Annotated in this window: 30 protein-coding genes and 2 tRNA genes; 12 read left to right on the top strand and 20 right to left on the bottom strand. The window is 56.9% G+C overall.

The features are described 5' to 3' along the window. Window positions 1-3 precede the first annotated feature (3 nt). Window positions 4-888, top strand: a complete 885-nt coding sequence (gene hemF, locus AC2FIS_RS12175) for an oxygen-dependent coproporphyrinogen oxidase (RefSeq protein WP_496773571.1) — start codon at window positions 4-6, stop codon at window positions 886-888. A gap of 4 nt (window positions 889-892) precedes the next feature. Here hemF and AC2FIS_RS12170 read toward each other — a convergent pair whose 3' ends face one another. After that, window positions 893-1,414 carry a hypothetical protein gene (locus tag AC2FIS_RS12170; protein WP_496773569.1) on the bottom strand — a complete coding sequence of 174 codons (522 nt, stop codon included), beginning with the start codon at window positions 1,412-1,414 and terminating at the stop codon, window positions 893-895. 69 nt (window positions 1,415-1,483) lie between these two features. Here AC2FIS_RS12170 and AC2FIS_RS12165 point away from each other — a divergent pair, with 69 nt between their 5' ends. Together AC2FIS_RS12165 and AC2FIS_RS12160 are read left to right on the top strand one after the other, a co-directional pair. Continuing rightward, window positions 1,484-1,996 carry a toxin-activating lysine-acyltransferase gene (locus AC2FIS_RS12165; RefSeq protein WP_496773567.1) on the top strand — a complete coding sequence of 171 codons (513 nt, stop codon included), beginning with the start codon at window positions 1,484-1,486 and terminating at the stop codon, window positions 1,994-1,996. Between the two features lies 1 nt (window position 1,997). Further along, complete coding sequence (locus AC2FIS_RS12160; RefSeq protein ID WP_496773565.1) at window positions 1,998-2,891, top strand: Hint domain-containing protein; 894 nt, start codon at window positions 1,998-2,000, stop codon at window positions 2,889-2,891. Here the strand turns inward: AC2FIS_RS12160 and modC are convergent. The 3 genes from modC to modA are packed head-to-tail and all read right to left on the bottom strand — an operon-like array spanning window position 2,888 to window position 5,452. Then, on the bottom strand, window positions 2,888-3,985 hold the full coding sequence (modC, locus tag AC2FIS_RS12155) for a molybdenum ABC transporter ATP-binding protein (RefSeq protein WP_496773563.1): 1,098 nt from the start codon (window positions 3,983-3,985) through the stop codon (window positions 2,888-2,890). The genes AC2FIS_RS12160 and modC overlap by 4 nt on opposite strands. Beyond that, on the bottom strand, window positions 3,982-4,674 hold the full coding sequence (gene modB, locus AC2FIS_RS12150; protein ID WP_058278495.1) for a molybdate ABC transporter permease subunit: 693 nt from the start codon (window positions 4,672-4,674) through the stop codon (window positions 3,982-3,984). The genes modC and modB overlap by 4 nt, the downstream gene beginning before the upstream one ends. Window positions 4,675-4,678: 4 nt before the next feature. Next, on the bottom strand, window positions 4,679-5,452 hold the full coding sequence (gene modA, locus AC2FIS_RS12145; protein WP_496773588.1) for a molybdate ABC transporter substrate-binding protein: 774 nt from the start codon (window positions 5,450-5,452) through the stop codon (window positions 4,679-4,681). Window positions 5,453-5,714: 262 nt separating this feature from the next. Between modA and AC2FIS_RS12140 the strand changes: the two genes are divergently transcribed. Further along, window positions 5,715-5,790: transfer RNA gene (locus AC2FIS_RS12140), tRNA-Val, on the top strand. Between the two features lie 155 nt (window positions 5,791-5,945). Here the strand turns inward: AC2FIS_RS12140 and AC2FIS_RS12135 are convergent. The 4 genes from AC2FIS_RS12135 to AC2FIS_RS12120 all read right to left on the bottom strand — a co-directional run bounded on the left by AC2FIS_RS12135 (window position 5,946) and on the right by AC2FIS_RS12120 (window position 8,523). Next, window positions 5,946-7,385, bottom strand: a complete 1,440-nt coding sequence (locus AC2FIS_RS12135) for a CAP domain-containing protein (RefSeq protein ID WP_496773560.1) — start codon at window positions 7,383-7,385, stop codon at window positions 5,946-5,948. A gap of 251 nt (window positions 7,386-7,636) precedes the next feature. Then, window positions 7,637-7,713, bottom strand: a tRNA-Arg gene (locus tag AC2FIS_RS12130). A gap of 21 nt (window positions 7,714-7,734) precedes the next feature. Continuing rightward, a complete protein-coding gene (locus AC2FIS_RS12125; protein ID WP_496773558.1) occupies window positions 7,735-8,211 on the bottom strand; it encodes a GNAT family N-acetyltransferase in 477 nt (158 codons plus the stop codon). Then, window positions 8,212-8,523, bottom strand: coding sequence for an ETC complex I subunit (locus AC2FIS_RS12120; RefSeq protein ID WP_496773556.1), 312 nt, complete (start codon window positions 8,521-8,523; stop codon window positions 8,212-8,214). A 154-nt stretch (window positions 8,524-8,677) separates the two neighbouring features. Between AC2FIS_RS12120 and AC2FIS_RS12115 the strand changes: the two genes are divergently transcribed. The 4 genes from AC2FIS_RS12115 (at window position 8,678) to AC2FIS_RS12100 (ending at window position 13,362) form a co-directional block, all read left to right on the top strand. Next, window positions 8,678-9,157 carry an SRPBCC family protein gene (locus AC2FIS_RS12115; protein ID WP_496773554.1) on the top strand — a complete coding sequence of 160 codons (480 nt, stop codon included), beginning with the start codon at window positions 8,678-8,680 and terminating at the stop codon, window positions 9,155-9,157. 80 nt (window positions 9,158-9,237) lie between these two features. Further along, window positions 9,238-11,424 carry an excinuclease ABC subunit UvrB gene (uvrB, locus tag AC2FIS_RS12110; protein ID WP_496773551.1) on the top strand — a complete coding sequence of 729 codons (2,187 nt, stop codon included), beginning with the start codon at window positions 9,238-9,240 and terminating at the stop codon, window positions 11,422-11,424. A 77-nt stretch (window positions 11,425-11,501) separates the two neighbouring features. Further along, a complete protein-coding gene (locus AC2FIS_RS12105; protein WP_496773549.1) occupies window positions 11,502-12,569 on the top strand; it encodes a hypothetical protein in 1,068 nt (355 codons plus the stop codon). A gap of 91 nt (window positions 12,570-12,660) precedes the next feature. Then, entirely contained in the window at window positions 12,661-13,362 is a 702-nt protein-coding gene (locus AC2FIS_RS12100) for an ORF6N domain-containing protein (RefSeq protein WP_496773547.1), read from the top strand. On the opposite strand, the gene AC2FIS_RS12095 is transcribed toward AC2FIS_RS12100, so the two are convergent. From AC2FIS_RS12095 to AC2FIS_RS12085, 3 genes are all read right to left on the bottom strand, one after another. Further along, a complete protein-coding gene (locus tag AC2FIS_RS12095; protein WP_058278708.1) occupies window positions 13,359-13,712 on the bottom strand; it encodes an MmcQ/YjbR family DNA-binding protein in 354 nt (117 codons plus the stop codon). The two genes, AC2FIS_RS12100 and AC2FIS_RS12095, sit on opposite strands and share 4 nt — an antisense overlap. 50 nt (window positions 13,713-13,762) lie before the next feature. Then, window positions 13,763-14,053 (bottom strand): hypothetical protein, encoded by a 291-nt coding sequence (locus AC2FIS_RS12090; RefSeq protein WP_058273445.1) that lies wholly within the window; start codon window positions 14,051-14,053, stop codon window positions 13,763-13,765. Between the two features lie 96 nt (window positions 14,054-14,149). Next, window positions 14,150-14,455: an excalibur calcium-binding domain-containing protein gene (locus tag AC2FIS_RS12085; protein ID WP_496773545.1), complete on the bottom strand. Its 306-nt coding sequence runs from the start codon at window positions 14,453-14,455 to the stop codon at window positions 14,150-14,152. A 239-nt stretch (window positions 14,456-14,694) separates the two neighbouring features. On the opposite strand from AC2FIS_RS12085, the gene AC2FIS_RS12080 reads away from it, so the two are divergent. Continuing rightward, window positions 14,695-15,198, top strand: a complete 504-nt coding sequence (locus AC2FIS_RS12080; RefSeq protein ID WP_496773543.1) for a HugZ family pyridoxamine 5'-phosphate oxidase — start codon at window positions 14,695-14,697, stop codon at window positions 15,196-15,198. Here AC2FIS_RS12080 and AC2FIS_RS12075 read toward each other — a convergent pair. Further along, the gene (locus tag AC2FIS_RS12075; RefSeq protein ID WP_058273676.1) at window positions 15,183-15,590 is read right to left on the bottom strand and encodes a universal stress protein; all 408 of its coding nucleotides are present in this window, start codon (window positions 15,588-15,590) and stop codon (window positions 15,183-15,185) included. The two genes, AC2FIS_RS12080 and AC2FIS_RS12075, sit on opposite strands and share 16 nt — an antisense overlap. A 65-nt stretch (window positions 15,591-15,655) precedes the next feature. Then, window positions 15,656-15,982: an antibiotic biosynthesis monooxygenase family protein gene (locus AC2FIS_RS12070; RefSeq protein WP_058273448.1), complete on the bottom strand. Its 327-nt coding sequence runs from the start codon at window positions 15,980-15,982 to the stop codon at window positions 15,656-15,658. A gap of 122 nt (window positions 15,983-16,104) precedes the next feature. Between AC2FIS_RS12070 and AC2FIS_RS12065 the strand changes: the two genes are divergently transcribed. Continuing rightward, window positions 16,105-16,788 carry a hypothetical protein gene (locus AC2FIS_RS12065; protein WP_496773541.1) on the top strand — a complete coding sequence of 228 codons (684 nt, stop codon included), beginning with the start codon at window positions 16,105-16,107 and terminating at the stop codon, window positions 16,786-16,788. A gap of 21 nt (window positions 16,789-16,809) precedes the next feature. Here the strand turns inward: AC2FIS_RS12065 and AC2FIS_RS12060 are convergent, their stop codons facing one another. From AC2FIS_RS12060 to phhA, 5 genes are all read right to left on the bottom strand, one after another. Next, a complete protein-coding gene (locus AC2FIS_RS12060; RefSeq protein ID WP_496773539.1) occupies window positions 16,810-19,098 on the bottom strand; it encodes a glycosyl hydrolase family 28-related protein in 2,289 nt (762 codons plus the stop codon). Between the two features lie 135 nt (window positions 19,099-19,233). Then, complete coding sequence (locus tag AC2FIS_RS12055) at window positions 19,234-19,635, bottom strand: DUF4864 domain-containing protein (protein ID WP_496724687.1); 402 nt, start codon at window positions 19,633-19,635, stop codon at window positions 19,234-19,236. Window positions 19,636-19,683: 48 nt separating this feature from the next. After that, window positions 19,684-21,258 (bottom strand): lysine--tRNA ligase, encoded by a 1,575-nt coding sequence (locus tag AC2FIS_RS12050; RefSeq protein ID WP_496773538.1) that lies wholly within the window; start codon window positions 21,256-21,258, stop codon window positions 19,684-19,686. Between the two features lie 121 nt (window positions 21,259-21,379). Then, entirely contained in the window at window positions 21,380-21,733 is a 354-nt protein-coding gene (locus AC2FIS_RS12045) for a 4a-hydroxytetrahydrobiopterin dehydratase (RefSeq protein ID WP_496773537.1), read from the bottom strand. A 7-nt stretch (window positions 21,734-21,740) separates the two neighbouring features. Beyond that, window positions 21,741-22,541, bottom strand: a complete 801-nt coding sequence (gene phhA, locus AC2FIS_RS12040; protein ID WP_496773536.1) for a phenylalanine 4-monooxygenase — start codon at window positions 22,539-22,541, stop codon at window positions 21,741-21,743. A gap of 109 nt (window positions 22,542-22,650) precedes the next feature. Between phhA and AC2FIS_RS12035 the strand changes: the two genes are divergently transcribed. Both AC2FIS_RS12035 and AC2FIS_RS12030 read left to right on the top strand, forming a co-directional pair. After that, a complete protein-coding gene (locus tag AC2FIS_RS12035) occupies window positions 22,651-23,118 on the top strand; it encodes an Lrp/AsnC family transcriptional regulator (protein WP_496773535.1) in 468 nt (155 codons plus the stop codon). Window positions 23,119-23,199: 81 nt separating this feature from the next. Further along, window positions 23,200-23,622 carry a tellurite resistance TerB family protein gene (locus AC2FIS_RS12030; protein ID WP_058273455.1) on the top strand — a complete coding sequence of 141 codons (423 nt, stop codon included), beginning with the start codon at window positions 23,200-23,202 and terminating at the stop codon, window positions 23,620-23,622. A 2-nt stretch (window positions 23,623-23,624) separates the two neighbouring features. Here the strand turns inward: AC2FIS_RS12030 and dacB are convergent, their stop codons facing one another. Then, a complete protein-coding gene (gene dacB, locus AC2FIS_RS12025; protein ID WP_496773534.1) occupies window positions 23,625-25,103 on the bottom strand; it encodes a D-alanyl-D-alanine carboxypeptidase/D-alanyl-D-alanine endopeptidase in 1,479 nt (492 codons plus the stop codon). Window positions 25,104-25,168: 65 nt separating this feature from the next. After that, window positions 25,169-25,789, bottom strand: coding sequence for a nicotinate-nucleotide adenylyltransferase (locus tag AC2FIS_RS12020; RefSeq protein ID WP_496773533.1), 621 nt, complete (start codon window positions 25,787-25,789; stop codon window positions 25,169-25,171). Between the last annotated feature and the right edge of the window lie 5 nt (window positions 25,790-25,794).

The following is a 25,794-nucleotide window of genomic DNA, read 5'->3' as shown; positions in this document are numbered from 1 at the left end:
CCCATGTTCAATACCGAAAAATCAACCGCCGCCGCGTGGTTCCGCCAATTGCGCGATGACATCGTCGCCGCGTTTGAGGCACTTGAAGACACCCACAGCTCTGGCCCCTTTGCAGACTTTTCACCGGGTCGGTTTGAGGTCAAGGAAACCAAACGCCAATCCGAGGACGGCAGCGACGCGGGCGGCGGGTTGATGTCCGTGATGCGTGGCGGGCGGGTCTTCGAAAAGGTCGGCGTCAATGTCTCGACCGTATACGGCACTTTGGGTGCGCGGGCGCAACAGGCCATGGCGGCGCGCAAGGGGATTCCGGGGATGACCGAAGATCCGCGTTTCTGGGCGTCGGGCATCTCTCTGGTCGCGCATATGCAAAATCCTCATGTACCGGCCGTTCATATGAACACCCGCATGTTCTGGACCCCGCACGCATGGTGGTTCGGCGGCGGTTCGGACCTGAACCCCTGCATCGAGTATGATGAGGACACAGCGCATTTTCACGCCACCCAAAAGGCGCATCTGGATCCGCATGGTCCCGGCCACTACCCCCGCCTGAAAGACTGGGCTGATGAGTATTTCTATATCCCCCACCGCAAGCGCGCCCGAGGCGTGGGCGGGATATTCATGGATGACTATTGCACCGGAGACTGGGCTGCAGATTTTGCGTTGACCCAGGATATTGGTCGCGCGTTCCTGCCTGCCTTCCTGCCATTGGTGGAAAAGCGCCGTGTCCAGGATTTTGATGAGACGGCCAAAGACACGCAACTGGTGCATCGGGGCCTTTATGCCGAATACAACCTCGTCTACGACCGGGGCACAAAATTCGGGCTGGAAACCGGCCATGACCCGGATGCGGTGCTTATGAGCCTTCCGCCAATGGCAAAATGGGTCTGATAAATTAGCGGAACCCAAAATCCAGGAAGTTGTCAAAGCAATAACCCTGCGCGGAGCCCGCCGACATGTTCTCACCCACACGTTTTACGGTGATCGAATATCCCGGCGTGGTATCGACACCATCGGGTGGGGTAAGTGAAAACTGCACCGTGCGCACGCCCTTTTCGTAGGCGCGGACAATATAGATACGCTGAGTTGCCTTGGTTCTGAGTGTGCGAATAGCAAAGTCCCCTATCCCGCACCAATACGAGACCGGGGCCGAAGACCCGCTGACGGCGACCTCGTATACACCGTTGTTCATAGGGGTGACTGTGGTTTTAAAACCCGGGTAAGCGCCGATTCCGATCCCAATTCCCTGTGCAAATACAGGCGACACCGCAAATGCTGCCAGGGCCGCTATTTTCAAAACTCGCATAATGGCAATTCCTGTTTCGAAACACTTATTCAGGATCATACCGGACACGTGGTCCGAGTAAAGCGGCACCATTTTCAGGATTTTGGCCGACAGGACCTCGACACAGAACATACAGGCAAAACAGTATCATTTTGGGTCATAAGAAATTAGGATCAAGGCATATATTGGCTGGGGTTTGTTTTGAGCAAAGCGTTTCCAAATGATTGGTTTGATATCCCGTCCGAAAAATACGCGGATTTCGGCGCCATGTTCTATCTTGCATCGCTGACCAATACACACAGGCCGCGCACCCTTGGGCAGGTGCTGTATGCCTTTGAAACGCCTTTTCGGTTGAACCAGTACCACATTTTCCGACAGAACGGTTTCCCACGCGGGTTTGTGACCTTCGCGGGTCTCAGCCCCGAAGCCGAGCGTCGGTACGCCATTCAGGAAAAACCGCTGAAGGATACGGACTTTGCCAGCGGCACGTCCTTCTGGATCGTCGACCTTGTGGCCCCGTTTGGACAGACCAACCAGATCGTCGAAATACTGAAGAAGGAAATACCCCACCCACGGGTCCGAACCAATCGAATGGACAGCGATCTGACCCGAAATCGCATCGTGGAGTGGACCCGCGACGACGCTGGAGACGTTCATATGAAACTCTACCGCAAGAAAGAGTTCCGCGATCTCCTGTCTATGGGAGGGTCTTGAAATGGTATCGATCGTAGGGACAACAACTGGTTTTGTGACTGGAGACCCGCCCAATCAGGCCAGCGGTGATCTCGGCTTGACTGGCTTTCCCCGTACGCAATCCTGGTCGATCTCTGATCAGCCATCACTGGGCGTAGCCTCCATTAACCCAAATACCGGCGAATGGACCTACACGGTCAATCAAAGCGATTTTGACGATATCCCGTTCGGGACTACGGTCACTGATACCTTCACGGTACAAGTCACCGGATTGGACTTTTTCTTCCAACCATATGAACTGACCCAAGAGATCACCATCACCCTTGAAGGCGTGTGCTTTACTGCAGGCACCTTGATCTTGGCCGAAAAAGGCAATCAAAAGATAGAAACCCTGAACGTTGGCGACAAGGTGATGACCGTAGATCGCGGGCTGCAACCGATCCGGTGGGTGGAAAGCAGCGCCTTTTCGCCGGACCGATTGTGTGACAATCCGGCCATGCGCCCTGTTCGGATCAAAGCTGGCAGCCTTGGCGCAGGACAGCCCGAACGCGATCTGCTGGTATCACAGCAACACCGCATTCTGGTCAGCGGACCAAAGGTCGAGCTTTTGTTCGGCGCGCCCGACGCGCTGGTTGCGGCCAAGCATCTTTGTTCCTGGCCAGGTATCGAGATTGACACCTCGGATGACCCGGTCGAGTATTTTCACATCCTGCTGGATAACCACGAAATACTGACAGCCGAGGGCGCACTGGCTGAAAGCCTCTATCTGGGTGAGGAATCTCTTTACACACTGTCCTCGGACGCATTGCAGGAGCTCGCCGCCATTTTCCCCGACACATCCACGCCGAATGGGCTGGGATTCGGCCGGGCAGCCCGCCTGATCCTGCGAGAATTCGAAGCCCGCGCGCTGGCTTAGACCCCGCGCAGGTGCCCGCCCACGTCCTGCGGTGCCAGTGCGACCGTTTTGATGACTGCAAAACAGGGTTTGCCCGGTTCCAATCCCAACGCTTCAACTGAGCGGCGGGTGACGCGGGCCAATACAGAACCTGCCGGCGTTCTTACGGACACAATCGCCCCCGGCCCTTCGCCTGCGCGGATCGTGTCGACTGTTCCTTCCAGAACATTTAAGGCCGAAAGTCCTTCGGGCCGTTTGCTGGAAAGAATAACCTCTTGCGCGGGAATGCGGATTCGCAGTTCTTCTGCAATTTGCAGGGGTATCCGGGGCAGAAACAAAGACGACCCGCCTGCGTCCAACTCAGTCAGCCCGTCCGAATGATGTTTGACGACCCGAACCTGCAACACCGCACCGACAGCCCGCACACCCGCCGGTGCGACCGACGGATCGGCCAGTACATCGGAGGCCGGGCCATGCCGCAGGACCTTGCCCTCTTGCAACGCGACAACCGATGTCGCCAAGCGCGCAACTTCCGCAGCCGAGTGTGTGACGTACAAAATCGGCACCGAAACCTCGTCCCGCAGCCGTTCAAAATACGGCAATATCTCAGCCTTTCGCGCGTCGTCCAATGCGGCCAGAGGCTCATCCGCAAGGATCAACCGTGGACTGGCCAGAAGAGCGCGGCCAATGGCAACGCGCTGCTTTTCCCCGCCGGACAACCCTGAAGGCCGCCGGTTCAACAGGTGCCCGATCCCCAGCATTTCGATCACTTTGTCTGGGTCTTCGCGGCGGACGCCCTTGGGCGCGAACCATTTTCCGTAGAACAGGTTCTGGCGCACAGTGAGATGTGGGAAAAGACGGCCTTCCTGAAAGATGTAACCCAGCCGTCTTTTGTGCGGTGGCAACCAGAGGCCTTGCGCGGTGTCAAACAGCTCCCATCCGTCTACAGCAACCCGACCGGCCATGGGTTTCACCAAACCGGCAACAGCGTTGACAATGGTTGTCTTTCCAGACCCGGACCGCCCAAACAGAACCGTCACACCGGGGGGGGCATCAAAACTCAGATCCAGCTTGAGGTCGGGCAGATCGTGCTGCAGGCGGACGGACAGGCTCATGATCCGGCCACCCGCGCGGCAACGCGTCGCCCAATGAACTCGGACAACAGCAGCGCGCTCATGGCAACCACGATCGAGATGACCACTAAACGGGTGGCCGCGGCTTCGCCGCCCGGAACTTGCAGGAAGGCATAGACTGCTGACGGCAGGGTTTGCGTCTGACCCGGGATGTTCGACACAAAGGTAATCGTTGCCCCGAATTCTCCCATCGCTTTGGCAAAGGCCAGTATTGCCCCGGCGATGACGCCGGGCAGGATCATCGGAAGGGTCACCGTGGCAAACACAAATAGGCGTGATGCACCCAGTGTGGCCCCGGCCTGTTCCAGTTTGGGGTCCACAGCTTCGATCGACAGGCGTATGGCCCGCACCATCAGCGGAAATGCCATTATACCCGCGGCAAGGGCGGCGCCGGTCCAACGAAACGCCACGACAATTCCGATCTCTGCCAGCAACTTGCCGAGCGGCCCTTGAATTCCAAAAGTCAAAAGAAGCAGATAGCCGGTCACCACTGGCGGCAGGATCAAGGGCAGATGCACCAGCCCATTCAAGACCTGCCGACCCGGAAACCGCCAACGTGCCAGCGCGTAGGCAACGAATATGCCCAAAGGCAATGTCACCAGTGTTGCCCAAAACGACACACGCAGCGACAACTTCAGCGCCTCAAGCTCTGCAGGTCCCAACCACCCCATGCCGCTATCCGTTCGGCAGGGTGAAACCCTGCTTTTCAAACACAGCCCGCGCAGTCTGAGATTGCAGGTGCTTCAGAAACACCCGCGCGGATTCAGCACTGGCAGCCGTCACAGCCGCCGGGTAGATGATGGGCGGATGCAGGTCAGGCGAAAACTCGGCGATGACACGAACCCGTCCCTCGACCTGCGCATCGGATCGGTAGACGATCCCCATCGGGGCCGCACCTGTGGCAACAAGTGCAAGGGCTGCACGCACGTTATCCGTTTGTGCGATCTGGCCCTGAATGCCCTGCCACAACCCCAAGCTTTCCAACGCCGCCTTTCCGTAGATCCCTGCCGGCACGGCATCAACCAGCGCCATGGCCAGATATCCACCATCCAGTGCGGAGGCCAAAGCGACTCCGGGCCGCATTTCGCCAATGTCAGTCCCTTCGCCCCCAGCGACCAGAACCAGGCCATTGCCCAGCAAATCTACACGCGTAGTGGGGTCAATCAGGCCCTGATCTTGCAGCACATTCATCCAATCCACGTTGGCGGAAATGAACAGATCTGCCGGGGCACCCAACTGAATCTGGCGCGCAAGAACGGACGAGGCCGCGTAGGATACAGTTATGGCCTGCCCAGTTTCCTGCTCAAATTCAGATGCCACCTCATCAAGCGCGGTTTTGAGGCTAGCCGCAGCAAAAACCAAAATCCCCTCGGCCCCCGCGCGAAGCGGGGCCAGCGTCAAAGCGCCCAGAACCAGGGCCGCAATCAGAACTCGGCGCGCGTGGGACAGGATCGGTTTTCTCCCGCCTGGAAAGTTGCAGTTCCTTTGGGGATATCTGAGGCGGCAGGTAACACGCAAGCGCCTTTGCAATCACCCTCGAGGTAGAACGCAAAACGACAGGCCCCTCACAATCGAAACAACCCCACTACTCACGGCACGGCGAATTTCCCGCCGGATTGAATTACCAGTGGCGAACAAATCAGATTCTGGGAAAGAAATTCTGCCGGACCCTCTTGCACCCGGGCGCAGGCTTGGCTAAATGCACCGTCACGGGTGATTAGCTCAGTTGGTAGAGCGCTTCGTTTACACCGAAGATGTCGGGAGTTCGAGTCTCTCATCACCCACCATCCACTTCACTGAATTGGCAGTTGAACTTACCAACAACGATATTGTTTGGTTTGCGGGTTAGACCAGTCGACTACATTGTTGGGCCGTGCAGATTACTTCGAACAGCCTACGGTGACTTTCAATACGAATATCAGCATGCAATCGACAAATTGACCTAAACCATCAAAAACGCGTCATCCTCAAGCCTGGTTACGTTGAACACGACATCTTCGAAATCGGAGTCACCTCCACCGGTCAAGTCCTCGAAACCGATGGCCATTGACTCGCCTCCCGAAACAACGCCGGAAAGCGCGTGTTGTTGATCGTCACTATTCAAAGCCGCCTTTTCGGCGTGAAACGTGGTGACGCCAGCAGAGCTCCCATTCACCGTCAAAACGAAATCAAATTCGTCGTCCACGTCTGCCATGCCACCATTGCTGGCAACAAAATCCAAATCGTCGCTGTCTGAAAGGGTCTGGGCCCAATCAGCACCATCCTGAACAATAAAGAACCCAAGGCGGCTTCCGTCGGTCACGTTATTTAAGTCTACAGTGCCATTTGCAGCATTGGTGTTTCCAAACACCAGGCGCACATTCGCGATTTCGCCATTGCTCAGAATGTCGTAGACGCCGAGAACATTGTTAAATTCTGCGGTCCCAAGGTCGACCATTTGTATCCGAAAATCCGTGGTGCCGTCGCCTTCGAGAAAGGACTTGTTTACGATGCCGTTGACGATGCTGGCGTCAACTCTGACTCCGGGCGCAAGGCCAGGTAGAAAATTTGCATAGCTGACGACAGTGTTTCCATCCTTGGCGATGGCAAAAAAGTCACCGCCTGTCTGCCCACCGTCCAGAGAAATAGTCAGGTCAGTCGTGCCGTCACCATCAAGATCGAATCCAACGTTCGAACCATCGGTGAAGCGGACGTTGGACCGATTTAGCTCAACCCCTTCAATGATCAGGGATTTTCCCACGCCAAACCCGCTGACAATACTTTGGTCCAGTTCTTCCGGTGTCCCTCTGAGCGTGTCCGCGTCCCCGAACGACAGGTTCTCTTGCGAGGATGTCGAAACCGGATCTGCCGGCTCGCCCGGATCGGGAACGACCGTTACCGGATCTGCTGGCGTAACGGGGCCTCCAGCATCCGAGCCGACTCCAGTGTCCAACTGGACACTCGCGGAAGTACGGGCAAAATTCTGGGTCACAATGACGGCGGGAATACCACCGAATGATCCAATTTCAATTCCGATGCCGATGTACGCCAAGTTCGGATTTAGGATGTTGGCGCGGTGATCGGGGCTGTTCATAAGTGCATTGTGCAGATCGACGACATCGTCCGAAAATCCCGGCTCTCCGCCTTGGCTTTGCCAGGCAATGTTCTCGGCTGTGGACCAGGACCCGGACAACACAAAACCCGCGTCGCGCATACGCTGGGTGGCCGAGCTGCCGCCCTCACCCGTATGCGAGAAGTTACCGGATTCCAGCATCCACTGGCTGTGCTCTTCGGCCGAAGCGTTTAAGCGGAGTTCCAGCTGCACAGGATCAAGGCCGCGTGATGCACGTTCTGCATTGATCAAATTTAGCATTTCACGCTCAAGCGTGCTGGCCTGCGACATCGTCCATCCTCCGATTTTTCGCAATCGTCGCAGTCAAACTTGATCAGATTTGTGCAAACCGCAGTCCAAAAACGCGCGCATGCTTTAAACGGCAGAGTTTCGCTCGATAGGGTAGTGGGAACGGCAATATTTTGCGTACGTTGCCCCCTGCAGAAGCAATATGTTCCCACGCCTGCATTGAAAAAATCCACCAAAGGCGGCTTGGATCAGGTGATCCAGGCGGCGATTACGCCGGTATTGGGGATAATGGTTGGCGATCCCGGAAGGACTCGAACCCTCAACCTGCTGATTAGAAGTCAGCTGCTCTATCCAGTTGAGCTACGGGACCGCTGGGCCCTTCTTGCTGTTTTTACTTCCGGGGTTCAAGAGCCAAGCGCATAAAGGCGCTGTTCGGGTCGTCTTCATATCCAAAAATCGGACCGCAATAGGAATACCCAAGCCGTTCATATAGCTTACGGGCGGCCGCATATTCCGGCAGATGTTCCGCACCTGTTTCCAGAACCAAAGCCGCCACCCCTTGGAAGCCGGCCTCATCTGTCAGGTGGTTCATCATCTGACGCGCCAGACCGCGTCCACGCACCTTCGAGATGATGTGAACGGACTTCACCTCGGCCGTTCCGTCCGGCAACGCCTTTAACGCTCCGCAGCCGACGGGTTGTCCGTCCTCAAACATGGCCCAGAACCTGATGCCCTCGGCAGCCAGAGCCTGGGCATCCATGGTATGGTTGCTTTCCGCAGGTCCGGCAGTTTCGCCATGTGCAAAATGCGCCTCAATCAATGGGCGCAGTGCGTCCGAGGTCGGGTCGGCCTCATGGATTTCGATCATTCAGTGGGTCCAGGGCGCGCGCCGATCGGTGGCGAAATTCTCACCATAGCCGCGCGAACGCAGGTTGGGTTTGCGCTTGTGCGGTTCGCTGACCTGGACTTCGATGCCATTGTCGTTGGCGTAATCCAGTGCCTCTTCCTTGGTGTCGAACTTCAGGCGCACTTGAGTTTGCGTGTCGTCGGAAGACGTCCAGCCCATCAGCGGATCAACCTCACGCGACGACGCGGGCGCGTATTCCAGAACCCACTTGCGGGTCTTGGCCATCCCCGAAGTCATTGCGTTCCTGGCAGGCTTGTAAATCCGTGCGCGCATGTCGCCTCTCCGTCCTCACTTGGCTGAGATTGTTTATGCGTCAGAGTACAGGCTGGGACAAGATAGGAATTGTCACAGCTGATCACGTCCTGATGTCAGAAACTGGCATCAGGGCCTTATATACATCGTGCAACGCCATCAAGAGGACACCAACATGATCCACCACAAAAAAAGCCTGGAAATCGACGCATCGCCCGAATCTCTTTGGGCCATTCTAAGCCGGTTCATGCAAATCGACGAATTCGCACCACAAGTCGCCTCGGTGGACGCGCTGACGACTGGGCAAGACGGCGTCGGGTCGAAACGGCGTTGCCACTTTGAAAACGGCACTTCGCTGGTCGAGGAAGTGACGGATTGGCAAGTCAACAAAGGCTATCGCGTTCGCTTGTCCGAGATGCCGGCGATGCCTTTGACCCAAGCACATGCAGCCATCACCATCGAACCCCTTGCGAATGGCCATTCACGGGTCGTCTGGAGCATGGATTACCAGATGAAATATGGCCCGCTGGGCTGGCTGATGGGTCAAACACTGATGAAGGCGATGATGGGCCGGGTTCTGGATGGCAATCTGAAAGCTCTGGCCGACAAGGTGCAATCGGATCAAATCCCCGATGCACAGTATGCCTATTACTGAAACTGAGTTTCTGAACCGGATCAGGCCTTGCAGTTGGACAAAATAAGAACAAATGTAAGGGCCTGATCCGGAGCCTGCCTATGCCCTATGCCCATTCCGACAAGACACAGCTGACCGCTGATGACGTTCGCGCGCGCCTGAAACTCGAGGGCGGCAAGCAGTTCGTCATGCATACCGAATTCGCGCCTGCTGGTGATCAACCAACTGCGATCAAGGAATTGACCAACGGTATCTTTGACGGCGAAAGAGAACAGGTTCTGCTGGGCGCGACGGGAACCGGTAAGACGTTCACTATGGCCAAAGTGATCGAAGAAACCCAACGCCCTGCAATCATCCTTGCGCCCAACAAGACGCTGGCGGCCCAGCTTTATGGCGAATTCAAAGGCTTCTTCCCCGAAAACTCGGTCGAATACTTCGTCTCCTACTACGACTATTACCAGCCCGAGGCCTATGTCGCGCGGTCGGACACCTATATCGAGAAAGAATCCCAGATCAACGAACAGATCGACCGGATGCGCCACTCGGCCACCCGGGCGCTTTTGGAGCGTGATGACGTGATCATCGTGGCCTCGGTCTCGTGTATCTACGGTATCGGCTCGGTCGAAACTTACGGAGCGATGACGCAGGATCTGAAGGTCGGCAACGAATACGACCAGCGTCAGATCATGGCCGATCTGGTCGCCCAGCAATACCGCCGCAATGATCAGGCGTTTCAGCGCGGTTCGTTCCGGGTTCGGGGCGATTCACTGGAAATCTGGCCTGCCCACCTTGAGGATCGCGCCTGGAAGTTCTCGTTCTTCGGTGAAGAACTGGAAACCATTACGGAATTCGATCCGCTGACCGGCGAACGCGCCGCGTCGATGGAGCAGGTGCGCGTTTACGCGAACTCGCACTACGTGACGCCGAAACCGACGATGAACCAAGCGATTATCGGCATCAAAAAGGAACTGCGCATCCGGCTGGACCAACTGGTCGGCGAGGGCAAGCTGCTGGAAGCCCAACGGCTGGAACAGCGCACCAACTTTGATCTGGAAATGCTCGAGGCCACCGGCGTCTGCAACGGGATCGAAAACTACTCGCGCTATCTGACGGGCCGCGCGCCGGGTGAACCGCCCCCCACCCTGTTCGAATTTATCCCCGACAACGCCATTGTCTTCGCCGATGAATCCCACGTCAGCGTGCCGCAGATCGGCGGCATGTACCGGGGCGACTATCGGCGTAAATTCACGCTGGCCGAACACGGGTTCCGCCTACCGTCCTGCATGGACAACCGCCCCCTCAAGTTCGAGGAATGGGACGCCATGCGCCCGCAATCCGTCTTCGTCTCGGCCACCCCGGCGAAATGGGAGATCGAACAGACCGGTGGCGTCTTCACCGAACAGGTGATCCGCCCCACAGGCCTGCTGGACCCCGAGGTCGAAATCCGCCCTGTCGGCATGCAGGTCGACGATCTGCTGGACGAGGTGCGCAAGGTCGCCGCCGATGGCTATCGCACGCTGGTCACCACCCTGACCAAACGCATGGCCGAGGATCTGACCGAATACATGCACGAACAGGGCATCAGGGTTCGCTACATGCACTCGGATATCGACACGCTGGAACGCATCGAAATCCTGCGCGACCTGCGTCTGGGGGCGTTCGACGTGCTGATCGGCATCAACCTGCTGCGCGAGGGGCTCGATATCCCCGAATGCGGGCTGGTCGCTATTCTGGACGCCGATAAGGAAGGCTTCCTGCGATCCGAGACCTCACTGGTTCAGACCATCGGTCGCGCCGCGCGGAACGCCGATGGCCGGGTAATCATGTATGCCGACAAAATCACCGGCAGCATGGAACGCGCGCTGGATGAAACCAACCGCCGCCGCGCCAAACAGATCGCCTATAACGACGAACACGGCATCACCCCCGAAACGGTGAAGAAGAATGTCGAGGACGTTCTGGCCGGTCTCTATCAGGGCGACGTCGATATGAACCGCGTCACCGCCACCATCGACAAACCGATGCACGGCGCCAACCTCGAGGCGCATCTGGACGGTCTGCGCGACAAGATGCGCAAAGCCGCCGAGAACCTGGAATTCGAAGAGGCCGCCAACATCCGGGATGAGATCAAGCGCCTGGAAGCGGTCGATCTGGCCATCGCCGACGACCCAATGGCGCGCCAATGGGCGGTCGAGAAAGCCTCGGAGGACGCGGTGAAATCGCGCGGACGGTCGACGGCTGGCCGGCCGGGGCAGCGGGGTGGGAATGTGAAGCGCCGAAAGAGGTGAATAACTGCCGCCATGTTCTTGCCTAAGGTGCATGCTGGAGTATAACGCTCACAGCTATTGCAACCATAGGCATTGAAATGAACTGGTCTCTTTTGTTGAGTGATTTGGCTGGTCGAGTGTTCGGCCTAATTGGTCTCGTTGCTACCGCTGTCACCGTCAATGCCTCGTCGATACATTGGCAGATCGGCAGCGCGAACTTTGTTCTCGTGGCAGCTATCAGCTTGTTTATGTTTGCTATTACAGCAGTTTTTCTCCTCCCCTCGCTTTATGACCAGATGTTGAGGAGATGCATGTCGGTCGGCCCGAAAGTGTTTTTTGTTGTCGTCACTGGAATATGGTTTGTCTTGGTGCTTGTCGCTTTAAGCCAAGGCTTCAAACCACCACGTGGCCTTTACTCGCTGTATCTCCCACAGTCGATTGCCCTTTATTTAATGGCGTCGTTGTGCTTGCTGTTTGTCGTTTTCATATGTCCTTTTGGCCTGGCATTTCGCTCATCTCGTAGATTTTTTATTGATTCCGGCGACTTCATTGAGTCCGAAAGATCGGCGGAAATATCCATGGAAAATCTTCGGAAACGGGATATCTGGGATCACTTAGTCGAACTCCCTTTATGGCTTGTTCTCGTTTTCCCTAGCCTAGTATTTTTATTTGGGAACACCGTTCCCGCGACAGGTTGGAATGAGTGGGTCTCAAGGAATTTTTGGATTGCCCTTGTGACCGTTGGGGCATTTGCCATTCTTCCTGCTTTTCTACGTACTCTGATCAGGCCTCCGCACAATAAACAGAATCAAATGAGCACAACCTCAAGGGTGCTGACTTTGTTGGTAGCAACCCCATTGCTTGGCCTTTTCGGCCTATGGACGATCAGAAACAGTGGAGCCCCGATCACATGGAACTATTTGACCGAAAACCCTGTGGGAACGATCGACTACAATGTCGTACACACTTCAGAAAACCGTCGGACGCGTGGTTGCATTGTCTTTTCGCCCCTTCACGCCCCCGACCTTATAGTATTGAACTGTGGTCTGGACAGCTATTCGGCTTCGCGCCTTAAACCGGGTGACACTGTGCGTGTTACCGGTGAACTCAGTTGGTTTGGGCACAGCTTTGATCACATTGAATTGGAAAGCAAACAGTTGGATTGATGTCGCTTCATGCCCACCGCACTTCAAACTTGCAGCCCAGCGCGCACTCCTCCACGTTTGAAATCACAAATTGTGATTCCAATCGGTTGCCATGACGAACGCCCTACCCAGCACGCATGAGGTCCAAAACGCCATTCACCGAGTGCGCGGCACTCGCGTGGTGCTGGCCGAGGATCTGGCGCAGTTCTACGGAAAATCCGTCAGCGCCTTCAATCAGGCCGTCTCGCGCAACAAGGATCTGTTCGAGGGCTACCGCTTTCAGCTGACCGATGCCGAGGTCGCCGATTTGCAGTCACAGAATGTGATCTCAAAACCCAAGGGCCGCGGTGGGCGGCGGGTCAATCCGTGGGTCTATACGGATTACGGCGTGGCCATCGCTTCGGCCCTGTTCAAGGACCCGCGCGCCATCAAGATCACGCGAATGATCACCGAGGCCTTTGTAGACGGCGCAAATGCGCTGGCCGAGACCCCGCGCAGCGTACCGGAAATCCTGCCCCCCGAGGACGCCCCAGCCCCGCTGCTGCCCAACGGCGATCAACTGCGTGATCTGGCCGAAAACATCCTCGATTCCGGGCAACAGAGCCTCGTCGACTATGTCGCCAACCCCACCACGAAGCGGCAACAGGCGGTGGCGATGATCATGAAAACTCTGGCTGAGACCGCCGGCGAAGAGGTGCGCACCCAGCAGGAACGCCTGCGCCTGCGCATTGCCGAGCGCCTGGCCACCGGTGACTACACGGATGACGGCGACCGAAAACAACTGCTGGAATTGCTGCAGGCGATGAAGGGCTAAACACCCAATTCCGCCCGCAATTTCTTGGTCAGCTTGGCCACGACCAACTCGTAGGACGTCACGATATGCTCGCGCAGCGACGCATCGCTCATCCCGCGTTCGTCATAGACCTGCAGCCATTTCATGCCCCGTGACGCCAGATAAGGCGCTGGGCGGATGCCGGGTTCGCTGCCCAGCACCTCAAAAGCCAGATCAGTCGCTTTGAAAGTGAAAGCATCCTTGCCGTCGTTCCAGCCACAGAGCGCAAAAACCTTGCCGCCCACTTTCCACACATCCGCATTGCCCCATTGCACCACATGGCTGGTGGCTTTGAGGTTGGCACAAAAGCTGTTGAATTCATCGCGGGTCATCAGCCCAATTTTGGCGATTGGGTGTGGTTTGGCAAGCGCTGGGCGAGGTTTTATCCCTTGTCCCAGTGAACCACCACATCAAACCCTGCAGGCGATGGCGGACCTTCGAGAAACTCGGCAAAATGTCCCCAAAGCTTAGCCACTTTGGACGCGTTCGCGTTTGATGTTTCCTCGCTTTGGACAACTGCGACGACAAATCCGGTGCCGTCTTCATTCATGACATTGGTAAAGCTGTGCATGCCTTCCATGCCCATAATCTGGTCTTTCAATTCATTCATCTTGGCCTCGGCAGCATCCCGCATGCCAGGCTTCATTTTGAACTGCGTAATACGTGCAAACATGACTTTTCTCCCTTTCAGGGCGAAATCCCCCACTGACGGCCGAAGCGGCGCGTCACGTGCACTATAGCATAGATTTGAATGTTCAGGTCGAGGTGATCAGGGCCGGACGAACTTGGCCGTACCCACCTGCCGTTGCGGCGCCGTAGCAGACGGTTGAGGGTCCGCAGCCGGTTGGGGGGTTGCGAACTGGAGAACAGCCGCACCACAGGCCACACCATCCCCATTCGTATCGTTACGCGCGTGATATCCCGGCTCACCATCCCGGTACGGCCCCGGCACCAAGGCTTCGGCGGCTTGACAGCCCGCCAACGCCACCAGGTGCAAAAGGGCATCCTGATGTTCGAATTCGGATGTTCGCAGAAAGACGCCGACTGCAATCGCCGCAGTGGTGGCGGGCAACATGAGGATCATGAAAATGATGCGTACAGGCGACAACGCCCGTCTGCGCAGCGCATCCGCGCGCCGATGCCGCGCCGCGGCTCTTTGGTTTTTCTTATTCGAGCCCTGCTCGGAATCATTGAGAACCATATCGGAGACTTAAACCGGCTTTGCGGCAAAAACGAGACCTGTACGACCCCTCGCGCACTGGTCGCAATGCGGATAATGTTGCACCCGAATGAACCCCCAAGGCTGAGACACCAATGACCAACACCGATCCGTACCGCCCGGTTGATGACACAGCCTGCCAAATGGCCCGCAATCTGATCGAAAACGCGACGTTTGGCGCGCTGGCCGTGCTGCGCCCCGATAGTGCGTTGCCTTCTGTGTCGCGCGTGGCACTAGCAACGGATGGTCAGGGGCATCCGGTCACGTTGATCTCAACCCTGGCCGACCACACCCAAGCACTGACCACCAATCCGGCCTGCGCCCTGTTGATTGGTGAACCCGGTGATAAAGGCGATCCGTTGACGCACCCAAGGTTGACGCTACACGCCATCGCGCAGTTTGTCGTCAGAGAGACAGAGAAACACACCGCGCTGCGCACGCGTTATCTGAGCCTTCGCCCCAAGGCCAAGCTCTATGCGGACTTCACCGATTTCGGGTTCGTCACGTTCACCATTTCCGATGCAGTTTTGAACGGCGGCTTTGGCAAGGCATGGCGCCTTGCCCCAACCGACATCTGGCCTGATCAGCGCACCACATGAACGGCGCAGGCCGCATGGCGCACGACGTGGTTAGTCGTAGAACCCAGCAACAGATCCTGCATCCCCGGACGGTGAGATGCCATGATGATCAGGTCAGGCTTATGTTCGACTGCCCAGTCAAGAATTGTCCGCCCCGAATGACCCTCGACCAGAACACCTTCAGCGTTGGGCAGTTTTTCCGCAAGCGCGTCCAGTTCCATCTGCAGCGCCTTGCGAGCTTCGGCCAGATACTCGGGTGGCATGTAGGAAATGGCGTAGCTCGGAATATGCTCGACCACGTGCAGCAACGTGACCTGCGCATCCGATGTCGCCAGTATTTCGGCCAGCTTCAACGGTCCAGAGATATCCCTTTCGGCATCAAAGGAAATGGGGACAAGAATATTGTGATACATGACGCGCACCTCCGTTTTCACGCCTGAACCCTGCACCATCTCAGGCTGTTAGGCATTGATTCAGATCAGGCTCCACCAAAGGTCCCGGCCACCTCATACATCACCGGCTCAAAACTTTTGCACAGCTCGTTAATCTGCCGATTGCGGTTGCGCATTTCCGTGGTGCGCAGCATGGCCAGAAAGTCCTCGCGGCGTTCCCATTGCGAATAGTTGGCGATCCGCGTCTGCGCGTCATTCACGTGAAGTCCCGCGGCGACAAATCCGGGCTGTTTCGAGATGAATTCCGCATAAGCATCCGTCAGAGCTTCCAGCAGGTCCTGGCAGGTGCCGGGCGTCATTTCAAAGGTCGTGATAACTGTCTGGACGCTGGTGTCTTTGGCAATCTTCGGCATCTGGATTCTCCTCTATCTGTTTCAAACCTAACATAGGTTTTGAAAAGGTCTTGCGTTTCCTTTGCCATTCAGCGGCATAGAATTCCTGCAGATTTGGGCGAAATCCTAACGATCCGTTAACCATGCTGACAGATGCTGCGCGCATGCGCCGGGTTTCGATCCTTTTGATTTTGCTCTTGGCAGCCTCGCCAGCCTGGTCTGGTGCATGGTTGCGGGATAAGGGCGCAGCTTTTGTATCGACTGCCGTAACGGCGTTTAAGGAACCGGATTACGGATACGACTACAAGGGGTCATTTTATGCCGAGTACGGGTTGCGAGAGAAGCTAACCCTTGGCCTGGACGTTGAAGAGCACCGCGACATTTATGGGCATGCTCTGGTGTTTGCCCGCTTGCCTGTCGCCGAATTCGAAAAGGCAGGGCGCTTTGCTGCCGAGATTGCAATCGGAGCCCATCATCGCCAGATGCGAGCTTGGGCCTTGTACAAAGCCACGCTTTCGTACGGCAAGGGGTTTCAGACCGGCTGGGGCGATGGTTGGATCGCCATTGACGCTGCGCTGGAATTTCGAACGCATGATGCGGTATATCGGAAGTTGGACCTTACTGCAGGCCTGTCATCCCCGCGCCTTATTAACCCCCTGCTGCAGATCGAAACCGCGTACCAAAGCGACCAACCCCTGCACTGGAGGATCAAGCCCTCGATCATGATCCGCACCAAGGACAGCCCCACCACATGGGTTTTAGGCCTGGAGCGCAATGATGCCCGCAAGAATACGGGCATCAGGCTGGCAATCTGGAATACGTTCTAGAAAGCCTGTGGCACGCGCCGCTTAGTATTCCATACGCATGATGGCCGACACCGATCCACTGACGGGCAAAGGCCAGCGCATTTGGATGGTGTCTTGATTTGCGCCCTGCTCTAGCTCGACATAGGGCGTGGCGTGAACGATCTGCCCGCCCGCATTTCTGAGCGGCCCCAACACCGTAACCGCATCGCACCCGCGTGCCTTGCCGCCAAAGGGCAACCGGCCGTCAGAAGGAATGGTCCAAACCGAGGATGCCGATTGTTGCGAGCGTCGGATCCGCAACGGGTTTTCCACCTTTGCGTTGATGCCATTGAACGTGTTGTCTTCGAAAACCACGTTCAGATGCGCCGAGTGGTTCAGATCGGCAAAACTGGTATCAACGCGGTCGGCCCGGTCGATGCGACCGCTGCTTGAACGGAATTTATTACCGGTCACGACCACCCCGTTCAGATAGTGCCCGGCCCCATGAGGGCGAATGACGATCTGACTGAACCACGGCGCGACTTCGCTGGCATAAAAGATGTTGTCCGAAATGGTCATCGAACTGAAGGAGTATCCGCTCGTGTAGACCGGGTTTGCATCCCGCTCGTTAGTCCATTCGACAAAGCAATTATCGACATAATTCTCGGAAATAGTCGAGCTGTTATAGGTCCCGGTCATGATCAACCCGGCACTGCGGATACCCTGCGGAATGCTGTCACCCTGGAAAAAGTGGTTGCCTAAGATCAGGTTGTTGGATCCGGCCAGCACAGCAAAATGCAGGAACCGCACGGCGCGATTGTGCCGTAGTTTGATATCGTTTGCGTTGGCGTTCAATGCGATGGATTTGCGGTCGGAAACGTTGAAGGATTCTTCGGTCGACAGGAACTGGCAATTGTCGATCAGCATCCCCTGACATCCTGTCCCGTGCGAGGTGATGCCCCGATCCTTGGGCCGGCTGATAAAGCAATTCGTCACCGCGAAGGTACTGCCAGACGGCGCAAGTCGGATCGCACTGCTGCGACCGTTGCACTGAAATTCGATCTCTTCCATGCCAAATTTGCGCAACGTACTGAAGCCGCTGAAATCCAACAGGTATTTGAACGACTGGAACGTGAAGGTTTGCGTCCCCGCCGCATCATAGAGCGGGTCATTCAACCTGATTTCTCCGGCACCGACATCTTTGGAGCGCACATAGATTTCACGCCCAACACCATTGCCCTGCACCAGCGCGCCAACTGGAATGTTGGCGATGTTTTCCACATTGGTCAGCTTGGTCGAATCCGCCGGGTTGTAGGTTGCGACCGAGGTGAAGGTCTCGGTATCCCAGGCCGCGCTGCTTTTGACATCGAACTGTCCGTTACGGACGATTCGCCGGGTCGAAAAACCGCCCTGCCGGTTCGGAACGGCAGCGGCCATGTCAATTGGCGCTGTGACCGAGATTTTGCGCCCGCCCATGTCGAGTGATTCATGATCCGAATTGTTCAACAATGCCTGGAACGCTTTTTTGAACGCGAGTTCTTCGTCCCCAAATGCCGCAATATATGCCGGAAGGTCGAAATTCTTGGTCAGCAGCAACATCTTGTCGTCGGGCATGATGATAGTGCCCTCGAAATCCATCTCGGACGACATCGACGTGTTCTGCGCCAGCAGATAGGTGCCTTTCGGGACATAAATCCTGCGACCGCCAGCTGCCTGATCCGCTGCTTCGAACGCTACGGAATCGTCGACGACGCCATCGCCGATTGCACCATAGTCACGCACGTCGACAGTGCTGATCATTTCGCGCAAGAAGATGCTGGTGACATCGGAGATCTCGATATCATCGACCCGAACGAGCGACCCATTGGCACCGTCGATGTTCAGACCGAAATGCCCATAAAGCGCTGCAACGCCCCAGGGCATATCGACGCCCGAGCGTTGACCATTGCCTACGATCGCTGTGATTTCGTGGACGGTGCCATAACCCGATAGCTGCGTGACCGGTCCCTGATCGACAACTCCAACCACTTGCTGGTCGCCGGCCCCGCCAGCCCAGGCCGCAATACGAACCTGGGGCAAGGGGCCGCTGATAGCTTTGACTCGCGCCTTGATCTGCAGATAGCACCCTGGGAACAGGGGCGTCTGCCCCATATATCGCAGCTGTTGGGTTGCCTGCACCTTCAGGATTTCAAGACAACCGCCAAAATCCGGATCCGCCGGAACAAATGCCCCGTTCGGTGCCCCGTTATAGGTTGGCGAACCTGGTGTCCCGTCGCCTCTGGACCAGACGCTCAGACCATTGGCAAAAGCAGGTGGCATGAAGACGATACCGTCGGTGATTGCCTTGTTCATAGAAATCCCTTTCCCAATCGCGCGCAGCAGGTCACCACGCGCACAAACCCAGTGTCCGGGGCTGCCCGAACGCAAAAGCCTGAGTACCGAATAGGGATTAACCGCCGCTCATATCACCGTGACGGTGGTGTTGCATCATGCAGCCGGATCTGAATTTCCCAAAAGCTGCACACCATTGATCTTCCAGCCGTTTTCTTGCTGGACCATCTGATAGTCCAGAACGTGCACCTGCCCGTTGCCATCCGTGATCATGACCTTCTGCCACAATGCACCAGCAACCTCTCGCAGTTCCAGAAAGCGAACATCGGCAGGCCTCCAGACCATGGGATAGCCATTGCGAACCATCGTTCCGAAGTTCTCAGGCGTTCCGAAAAAGTTCTGGATGTTGGGGCTTGCGAAGGTAAAGGCAGTGGCAAAATCATCTGCCTTGAATGCCTGTATCTGCGCCGCAATATTTGCCTCGATCTCGGCACTTTGGGCGAACGCGCCCGTGGCCAGTCCGGCACTGAGTGATACAGCAAGTAGTAAACGACGCATGGGGCCACCTCCTGATGAAAGAGTAGCCCCATGCGGTTTCAGGTCAAATCAGGCCAGATCCCCGGTCAAAGCCTTGTCGATCAGTGCGATGGTTTCGGGCACGCCGTAAAGGGCGATGAAACCACCAAAGCGTGGACCCTGCGAGGCCCCCAGCAGCACCTCATAAAGCGCCGTGAACCAGCCACGCATCGGGTCGAACCGTTCCCGCCCGACCGAATAAACCACCGACTGCAGCGCTTCGTCCTCGACCGGGCCATCGTACGCCTCAAGCGCGGCTTTCAGAGCCTCCAGCGCTTCGCGTTCCTGATCGGTCGGCGCGCGGTGTTGGCGGGTCGGCTTGACGAAATCGTTGAAGTAGCGCACGGCAAAGCCAGCAGCCTGATCCAGGTCAGGATGGGTGTCGGGCGTGGCCTCGGGCGCATAGCGACGGATAAAGCCCCAAAGCGCCTCTTTGTCCTCGGCCCCGGACACAGACGCAAGGTTCAGCAGCATCGCGAATGGCACGATCAGGGTGGATTCCGGAACGTTCCCGCCATGAATGTGCCAGACGGGATTGTTCAGCTGTGCCTTCAGATCCTGCCCAGGATAAGCTCGCAATTGCTGATGATACTCGTCATAAGCTTTCGGGATCACATCAAAATGCATCCGCTTGGCCGTCTTGGGCTTTTGATACATGAAGTAAGTCAGGCTTTCGGTCGGCGCATAGGTCAGCCATTCGTCGATCGACACGCCATTGCCCGAAGATTTGGAAATCTTCTGACCGTTTTCGTCCAGGAACAGTTCATACGAGAAATGCTCGGGCGCGCGGCCACCCAGCGCACGACAGATCGCGTCGTATATCTTTTCGTTCGTGGCGTGTTCCTTGCCGTACATCTCAAAATCAACGCCCAGCGCAGCCCAACGCGCGCCGAAATCCGGCTTCCACTGCAGCTTGACGTTGCCGCCCGTGACGGGAACGGTCCATTCTTTACCGGTCTCATCGTCGAAGGTCACGGTGTAAGTCTCTGCGCAGACCTTTTTCATCGGCACATACATGACCCGCCCGCTTTCGGGGTGCAGCGGCAGGAAGATCGAATAGGTCTGCTTACGCTCGTCACGTAGGCTTTTGAGCATGATCGCCATGATTTCGTCATAACGCTCAACCGCACGCTTCAGGATCTCGTCAAACCGTCCGGACTCGTAGAATTCCTTGGCCGAGTAGAACTCATATTCGAACCCAAATGTGTCCAGAAAACGGCGTAGCATCGCGTTGTTGTGCTCGCCAAAGCTGTCATGCGTGCCGAACGGATCAGGCACCGAGGTCAACGGACGCTGCAAGTGCTGTTCCAAAATCTCAGGGTTCGGTACGTTGCTGGGCACCTTGCGCATGCCGTCAAGATCGTCCGAAAAACAGATCAGCTTGGTCGGAATATCCGACAGCGCCTCAAACGCGCGCTTGACCATCGTCGTTCGCGCAACTTCGCCAAACGTGCCGATATGGGGCAGACCCGACGGGCCGTAGCCTGTTTCAAACAGCACGTATCCCTTTTCCGGAGCCCCTTTCTGATAGCGTTTGAGCAACCGGCGCGCCTCTTCAAAAGGCCAAGCCTTGGACGACATTGCGGTTTCACGCAGTTCAGACATCAGATTTGCTCCATCGGGAAAAACAGTACCAGTCGCCCCATGCAACCGACCGACCCCTCCTATTGTGCCGGTGCAGCATGAGTCAATAAAGCGCGCTGTATTTCCTGATGGATTGGCCGATTTAAGCGGTCAACTGATCCAGTTTGGCAGCCCAGATAAAGTCATTCTCACTCAGGCCACCGATTTCATGGGTCGTCAGTTTGACATCCACATAACCCCACCCGAAGCTGACATCAGGATGATGCCCCTGCTGATCAGCCAACCACGCGCAGAGATTTGCTAGATAGGTTGCCTTGGCAAAACCCTTGAACTTAAAATGCCTGCTCAGCATCATTGCATCTGCATCCAACTGCCAATCAGCAGAAAGCTCGGCCATGTGGGTGTTAGCCTCATCGCGTGTCAAAGCCGGGACACCGCCGGAACAGGGTACACAAGTACGGTCCGACAGACTGCAGGTTTCTCCTGATGTGGTCATGATCCGTTTACTCCGCTGCGGTTGCTTTTGGTGGGAACTTATTGGGCAACAATCCTAAGGATTGGGCCTTATGCACACCCGCCAACAGATCACGTTCGGCGGCCGCAAACAGCTCCTCAGGTGAGTTTAACACGAAATAGCCCATCTGGTGCATGTCGATCCGATAGGGGGTGCGCAGGATTGTCATAATGTCGAACGGGTCCCGATCAGGGATATCGCTCTCGACGGCATAGACCAGCTCGGTCGGCGAAGACGCAAGCCCTGAGCCCAGCGCCCTGATCTCACCATCCTGACGGCGCAGTCCAAATTCGATTGAGAACCAGTACAGTCGGATCAGCCAAGAGTAATCCTTGTCGCTGGCTTGTACCCCGGCCTTCCCAATAGCATGGCTGAAAGCCGCAAAGCGGGGATCGCTCAGCAAGGGCGTATGACCGAATATCTCATGAAAGATGTCAGGCTCTTCGATATAGTCGAAATCTTCGCGTGAGCGGATAAAGGATGCGGCGGGAAAGACCCTGTCTGCCAGCATGCCGAAAAAAGTCTTGAACCCGATCAGCGCAGGCACCGGTTGGACCCGCCAGCCGGTCATGTCCAAAAGCCGCTCAGAGATATCGGCGCAGGACGGCACGGTGGTTTTTGGCAGGTCCAGCCGCTGCAGCCCGTCCAGGTAGTCCCGCGCCATATAGCGCTGAACGTTTTCCTGTTGGGCCGCGTAGAGGTCGGCCCAAACAGCATCCTCTTCCGGCGTATACGCGATATGGCCGCGCGCATCGGCAACCTTGGCGGCGTATTTGGTCGACTTGGGCATCACTTTTCCTCCCTTACGAAAAGAATACGCCCTCTGATTGAAGAATTTGATTTGGACTATCGGTTAAACTCCAGTAATTTGGCAGATATATATCATTGAGTCGTGATTTATGAGACAAACTCTTCAACCCGCCGATATTGCCATATTGCAAGAGCTTCAGAAGGATGGCCGCCAATCCATGCAGGACCTTGCGGATCGCACGGGGTTATCCGCTTCTCAGTGCTGGCGGCGTGTGCGTGACCTTGAGGCCGCTGGTATCATTTCCGGCTATACCGCGCAGGTACGCGCCAAGTCTGTTGGGCTGAACGCCATAGCCTACGTTCACGTAGCTTTGCGCGAGCATCAGGAGGACAGCATCAACGCGTTCCTGCGCCTGATTGAAACCGAACCTCAGATCGTCGAGTGCGCCTCGATCACCGGGGATCACGATTTCATTCTGAAAGTCTATGCCAAGACGCCAGAAGAGCTTGAGCACTTCATTATGCAGCGGCTTTTGAAATCCGGGCTTGTGCGCGACACGCGCAGCAATTTTGTATTGCGACAAACCAAAACGCGCGGTCCTTTGCCCATTCTCTAGCCTCGTCGAAGCGAAACCCGTTGAACCTGCCCGCTTGCCCTCCTATCGTGCTGACGCAGAAAGTCTAATCAGGACGACACCATGACCGAACAAGTACCCCACCCAATGTCCCCTCAGGATTGCCTTGTAGCGATCATGGTTGCAATCTCTGCGTCTGATGAGACCATCCGCACCGCTGAGCTGGTCAAGATCGAAGGCGCGGTCAATATGCTGCCGGTTTTTGCCGAGTATGACATCGACCGTACCCGCCGCGTTTCGCAAACCGTGTTTGACCTGTTTGAACAAGAAGACGGGCTGGATGCCCTGTTCGGCCTGATCCGTGACAACCTGCCCGAACGGCTGAACGAAACCGCCTATGCGCTGGCCTGTGATGTGGCCGCCGCCGACGGCTCGTTGGCGGAATCCGAGCTGCGCCTGCTTGAAGAAATTCGTTACGAGCTGAGCATTGATCGCCTGCATGCCGCCGCGATCGAACGCGGCGCTCGGGCACGTCACACTACCTGATCTTAGCTTCCGGCCATAGACCCCCAGCGCTCGATCAGTGCGCGTTGGAGTTTGCGCGAGCGATTGTTCCAGCTTCGCGCACCTTGTGGTCGTTCGCGCTGCGCGCGCGGGATCGTGGCCCGATGGTCGACATCAGCGGTGAAAATGGCAAAGGCCAGTTCCGAGCCGCCCGGAGTTGTGATGAAGCCGCCAAGACCAGAAACGAAATTCAGCGTACCGGTCTTGGCATCGACCTTGATCGGGTGATCTTTGACAGGCCGCCCCTGACTGTCCGCAAGGGTGAATTTTTTCAGCAATGGTTTCAATGCGCCCGCTTGTTTCGCCGCGACCAGTGCTGTCACCAAAGCGCCCGGCGCCATTCGGGACACATCGCTTAGACCCGAGTGGTCCACCATCGCAAACCCCGTCGCGCCATATGTCTCGGTTGCCCAACGGTTCATCTCGGCCGCAGAATCCGCCAAGGTTTGCAGATTTGCACCGCGCGCTTGCGAGGCCGCCATACCAACCATCTCAGCCGTCAGGTTGGTCGAATACTTCAACATGCCGCGCAAGATACTGTCCAGCGGATCACTGTGATGCACCACAAGCGGGGTTCCATGCGGTGCTTCGCGCATGACCTGTACGCGACCCAACTGGATCCCATTCGCGCGCGCCAGCGTCCTGAACACATCCCCCGCATACAGCGCAGGCTTGCGCACCGGCAACCACCGCGCCCCACCAGTCCCAAGCGCCCCTTGCGCCACGGTCCAGCGGTCCTGCCGTGCGCTGGATTCATAGGTGTAGATCGGCGCTTTTCGTTTCTCAATCTGCATAGAGGCCACATCGACCGACGGTTTGTACCGCGCACTGCGCGCATCCATGGACACGTCATAACGGGTACCATCACGTTTCCACTCAAAGTGCACCCGGTTGAAATTCAACGATATGCCACTGATGGAAGGGCTATAGCCCAGATGATCCGGCTGCCCCGGATCGATGCTGAACACATAAGGCAGCGCCCCCTCATAAACCTTGAACGCACCCTGAACCTCGGAAATCCCGGCCTCACGCAAATTCGCCGCCATATTGGCCAACGCATCGGTGTCCAGCAGCGGGTCGCCACCTCCCACAAGGATCAAGTCACCTTTCAGGATACCATTTTCGATCGGTCCATCCGCCATCAGGGCGGTCTCGAACCGGTAGTCGGATCCCAAGACATCCAACGCATAAAGAGCTGTCAGCGCCTTGGCCACGCTTGCCGGCGGCAGCCCCTGATCGCCGCTGAACTCTTCCAGCTGCGTGCCCGTTGTTACATCCGCCACCGCGAACACCACCTCACCACGCAACCCGGCCGCTTGGACAAGCCGCTCGACCCCGGTCGGCACGTCGCCGCGCAATTGAGGGCGCAACGAGACCAAAGGCGCCTCGGCCAGCACAGCAGAGGGGATCAAAGCCGCCCCCAGCCCTGCTAAAAATCCTCGTCGAGAAAATCGATCAGTCATAAGTCGAATAAAATCTCACAGATTAAATACGCACAACCACAGATATGGATTATGCGCGCATGGGGCTATTCCGGCAACACCTCAGCGCCCCAACCTCCGCGCTCCCGGATTTGGCTGGAACTTACATCGACCATCGGTACGTTCACGAAACACCACGCGGGCGCATCGGCGCGCCCCAGCAGACGCCGCGCCTGCCCATCTATGCGGTACTTGGCATAAAGCCGCGCAGCAGGGGACATTCGCGCAGAAATCCGGTCGCCGGGGCGCGCAATCACACCCACAGGCACGCTGTCCATGATCAACCGCCAATCTTTCCACTTATGGAACTGTGCTAGATTATCCGCGCCCATGATCCAGACAAACCGCACTTTGGGATAAAGACGCCGCAGTTCGGCCAACGTATCCGCTGTGGCCCGCGTTCCTGTCAGCGACTCGATATCCGTCACCTCGACCCCAGGGTGTTGCATCAGCGCCCGCGCCGCCGCCATTCGCTGCGCAAGCGGCGCAGGCGCCCGCGCCTTCAAGGGGTTGCCCGGAGACACCAGCCACCACACCCGATCCAGTCCAAACGCCTTCATCGCCTCAAGCGTGACATGCACATGCCCCTGGTGCGGCGGGTCAAACGACCCACCGAACAGCCCGATGACCTGCCCGGGCCGCGCGTATGGAATGCTAAAACGATCCATGCCTT

The organism is Ruegeria sp. CDSB113 (assembly GCF_059611045.1).
The sequence above is the reverse complement of the archived record's forward strand: the minus strand, read 5'-3'. Positions and strand labels throughout refer to the sequence as shown.

Bases quoted from the DNA above. Each gene is read 5' to 3' on its own strand.
- AC2FIS_RS12045 (WP_496773537.1), bottom strand. From the start codon at position 21,733: ATGACCACATCAGGAGAAACCTGCAGTCTGTCGGACCGTACTTGTGTA.
- modB (WP_058278495.1), bottom strand. From the start codon at position 4,674: ATGGGGTGGTTGGGACCTGCAGAGCTTGAGGCGCTGAAGTTGTCGCTG.
- hemF (WP_496773571.1), top strand. From the start codon at position 4: ATGTTCAATACCGAAAAATCAACCGCCGCCGCGTGGTTCCGCCAATTG.
- AC2FIS_RS12060 (WP_496773539.1), bottom strand. From the start codon at position 19,098: ATGAACAAGGCAATCACCGACGGTATCGTCTTCATGCCACCTGCTTTT.
- AC2FIS_RS12090 (WP_058273445.1), bottom strand. From the start codon at position 14,053: ATGTTTGCACGTATTACGCAGTTCAAAATGAAGCCTGGCATGCGGGAT.
- AC2FIS_RS12100 (WP_496773547.1), top strand. From the start codon at position 12,661: ATGACGAACGCCCTACCCAGCACGCATGAGGTCCAAAACGCCATTCAC.
- AC2FIS_RS12105 (WP_496773549.1), top strand. From the start codon at position 11,502: ATGAACTGGTCTCTTTTGTTGAGTGATTTGGCTGGTCGAGTGTTCGGC.
- AC2FIS_RS12125 (WP_496773558.1), bottom strand. From the start codon at position 8,211: ATGATCGAAATCCATGAGGCCGACCCGACCTCGGACGCACTGCGCCCA.
- AC2FIS_RS12055 (WP_496724687.1), bottom strand. From the start codon at position 19,635: ATGCGTCGTTTACTACTTGCTGTATCACTCAGTGCCGGACTGGCCACG.
- AC2FIS_RS12020 (WP_496773533.1), bottom strand. From the start codon at position 25,789: ATGGATCGTTTTAGCATTCCATACGCGCGGCCCGGGCAGGTCATCGGG.
- AC2FIS_RS12075 (WP_058273676.1), bottom strand. From the start codon at position 15,590: ATGTATCACAATATTCTTGTCCCCATTTCCTTTGATGCCGAAAGGGAT.
- uvrB (WP_496773551.1), top strand. From the start codon at position 9,238: ATGCCCTATGCCCATTCCGACAAGACACAGCTGACCGCTGATGACGTT.
- AC2FIS_RS12030 (WP_058273455.1), top strand. From the start codon at position 23,200: ATGACCGAACAAGTACCCCACCCAATGTCCCCTCAGGATTGCCTTGTA.
- dacB (WP_496773534.1), bottom strand. From the start codon at position 25,103: ATGACTGATCGATTTTCTCGACGAGGATTTTTAGCAGGGCTGGGGGCG.
- AC2FIS_RS12135 (WP_496773560.1), bottom strand. From the start codon at position 7,385: ATGTCGCAGGCCAGCACGCTTGAGCGTGAAATGCTAAATTTGATCAAT.
- AC2FIS_RS12080 (WP_496773543.1), top strand. From the start codon at position 14,695: ATGACCAACACCGATCCGTACCGCCCGGTTGATGACACAGCCTGCCAA.
- AC2FIS_RS12070 (WP_058273448.1), bottom strand. From the start codon at position 15,982: ATGCCGAAGATTGCCAAAGACACCAGCGTCCAGACAGTTATCACGACC.
- AC2FIS_RS12120 (WP_496773556.1), bottom strand. From the start codon at position 8,523: ATGCGCGCACGGATTTACAAGCCTGCCAGGAACGCAATGACTTCGGGG.
- AC2FIS_RS12050 (WP_496773538.1), bottom strand. From the start codon at position 21,258: ATGTCTGAACTGCGTGAAACCGCAATGTCGTCCAAGGCTTGGCCTTTT.
- AC2FIS_RS12160 (WP_496773565.1), top strand. From the start codon at position 1,998: ATGGTATCGATCGTAGGGACAACAACTGGTTTTGTGACTGGAGACCCG.
- phhA (WP_496773536.1), bottom strand. From the start codon at position 22,541: ATGCCCAAGTCGACCAAATACGCCGCCAAGGTTGCCGATGCGCGCGGC.
- AC2FIS_RS12115 (WP_496773554.1), top strand. From the start codon at position 8,678: ATGATCCACCACAAAAAAAGCCTGGAAATCGACGCATCGCCCGAATCT.
- AC2FIS_RS12095 (WP_058278708.1), bottom strand. From the start codon at position 13,712: ATGACCCGCGATGAATTCAACAGCTTTTGTGCCAACCTCAAAGCCACC.
- AC2FIS_RS12085 (WP_496773545.1), bottom strand. From the start codon at position 14,455: ATGTTGCCCGCCACCACTGCGGCGATTGCAGTCGGCGTCTTTCTGCGA.
- AC2FIS_RS12170 (WP_496773569.1), bottom strand. From the start codon at position 1,414: ATGTTCTGTGTCGAGGTCCTGTCGGCCAAAATCCTGAAAATGGTGCCG.
- AC2FIS_RS12065 (WP_496773541.1), top strand. From the start codon at position 16,105: ATGCTGACAGATGCTGCGCGCATGCGCCGGGTTTCGATCCTTTTGATT.
- modC (WP_496773563.1), bottom strand. From the start codon at position 3,985: ATGAGCCTGTCCGTCCGCCTGCAGCACGATCTGCCCGACCTCAAGCTG.
- AC2FIS_RS12035 (WP_496773535.1), top strand. From the start codon at position 22,651: ATGAGACAAACTCTTCAACCCGCCGATATTGCCATATTGCAAGAGCTT.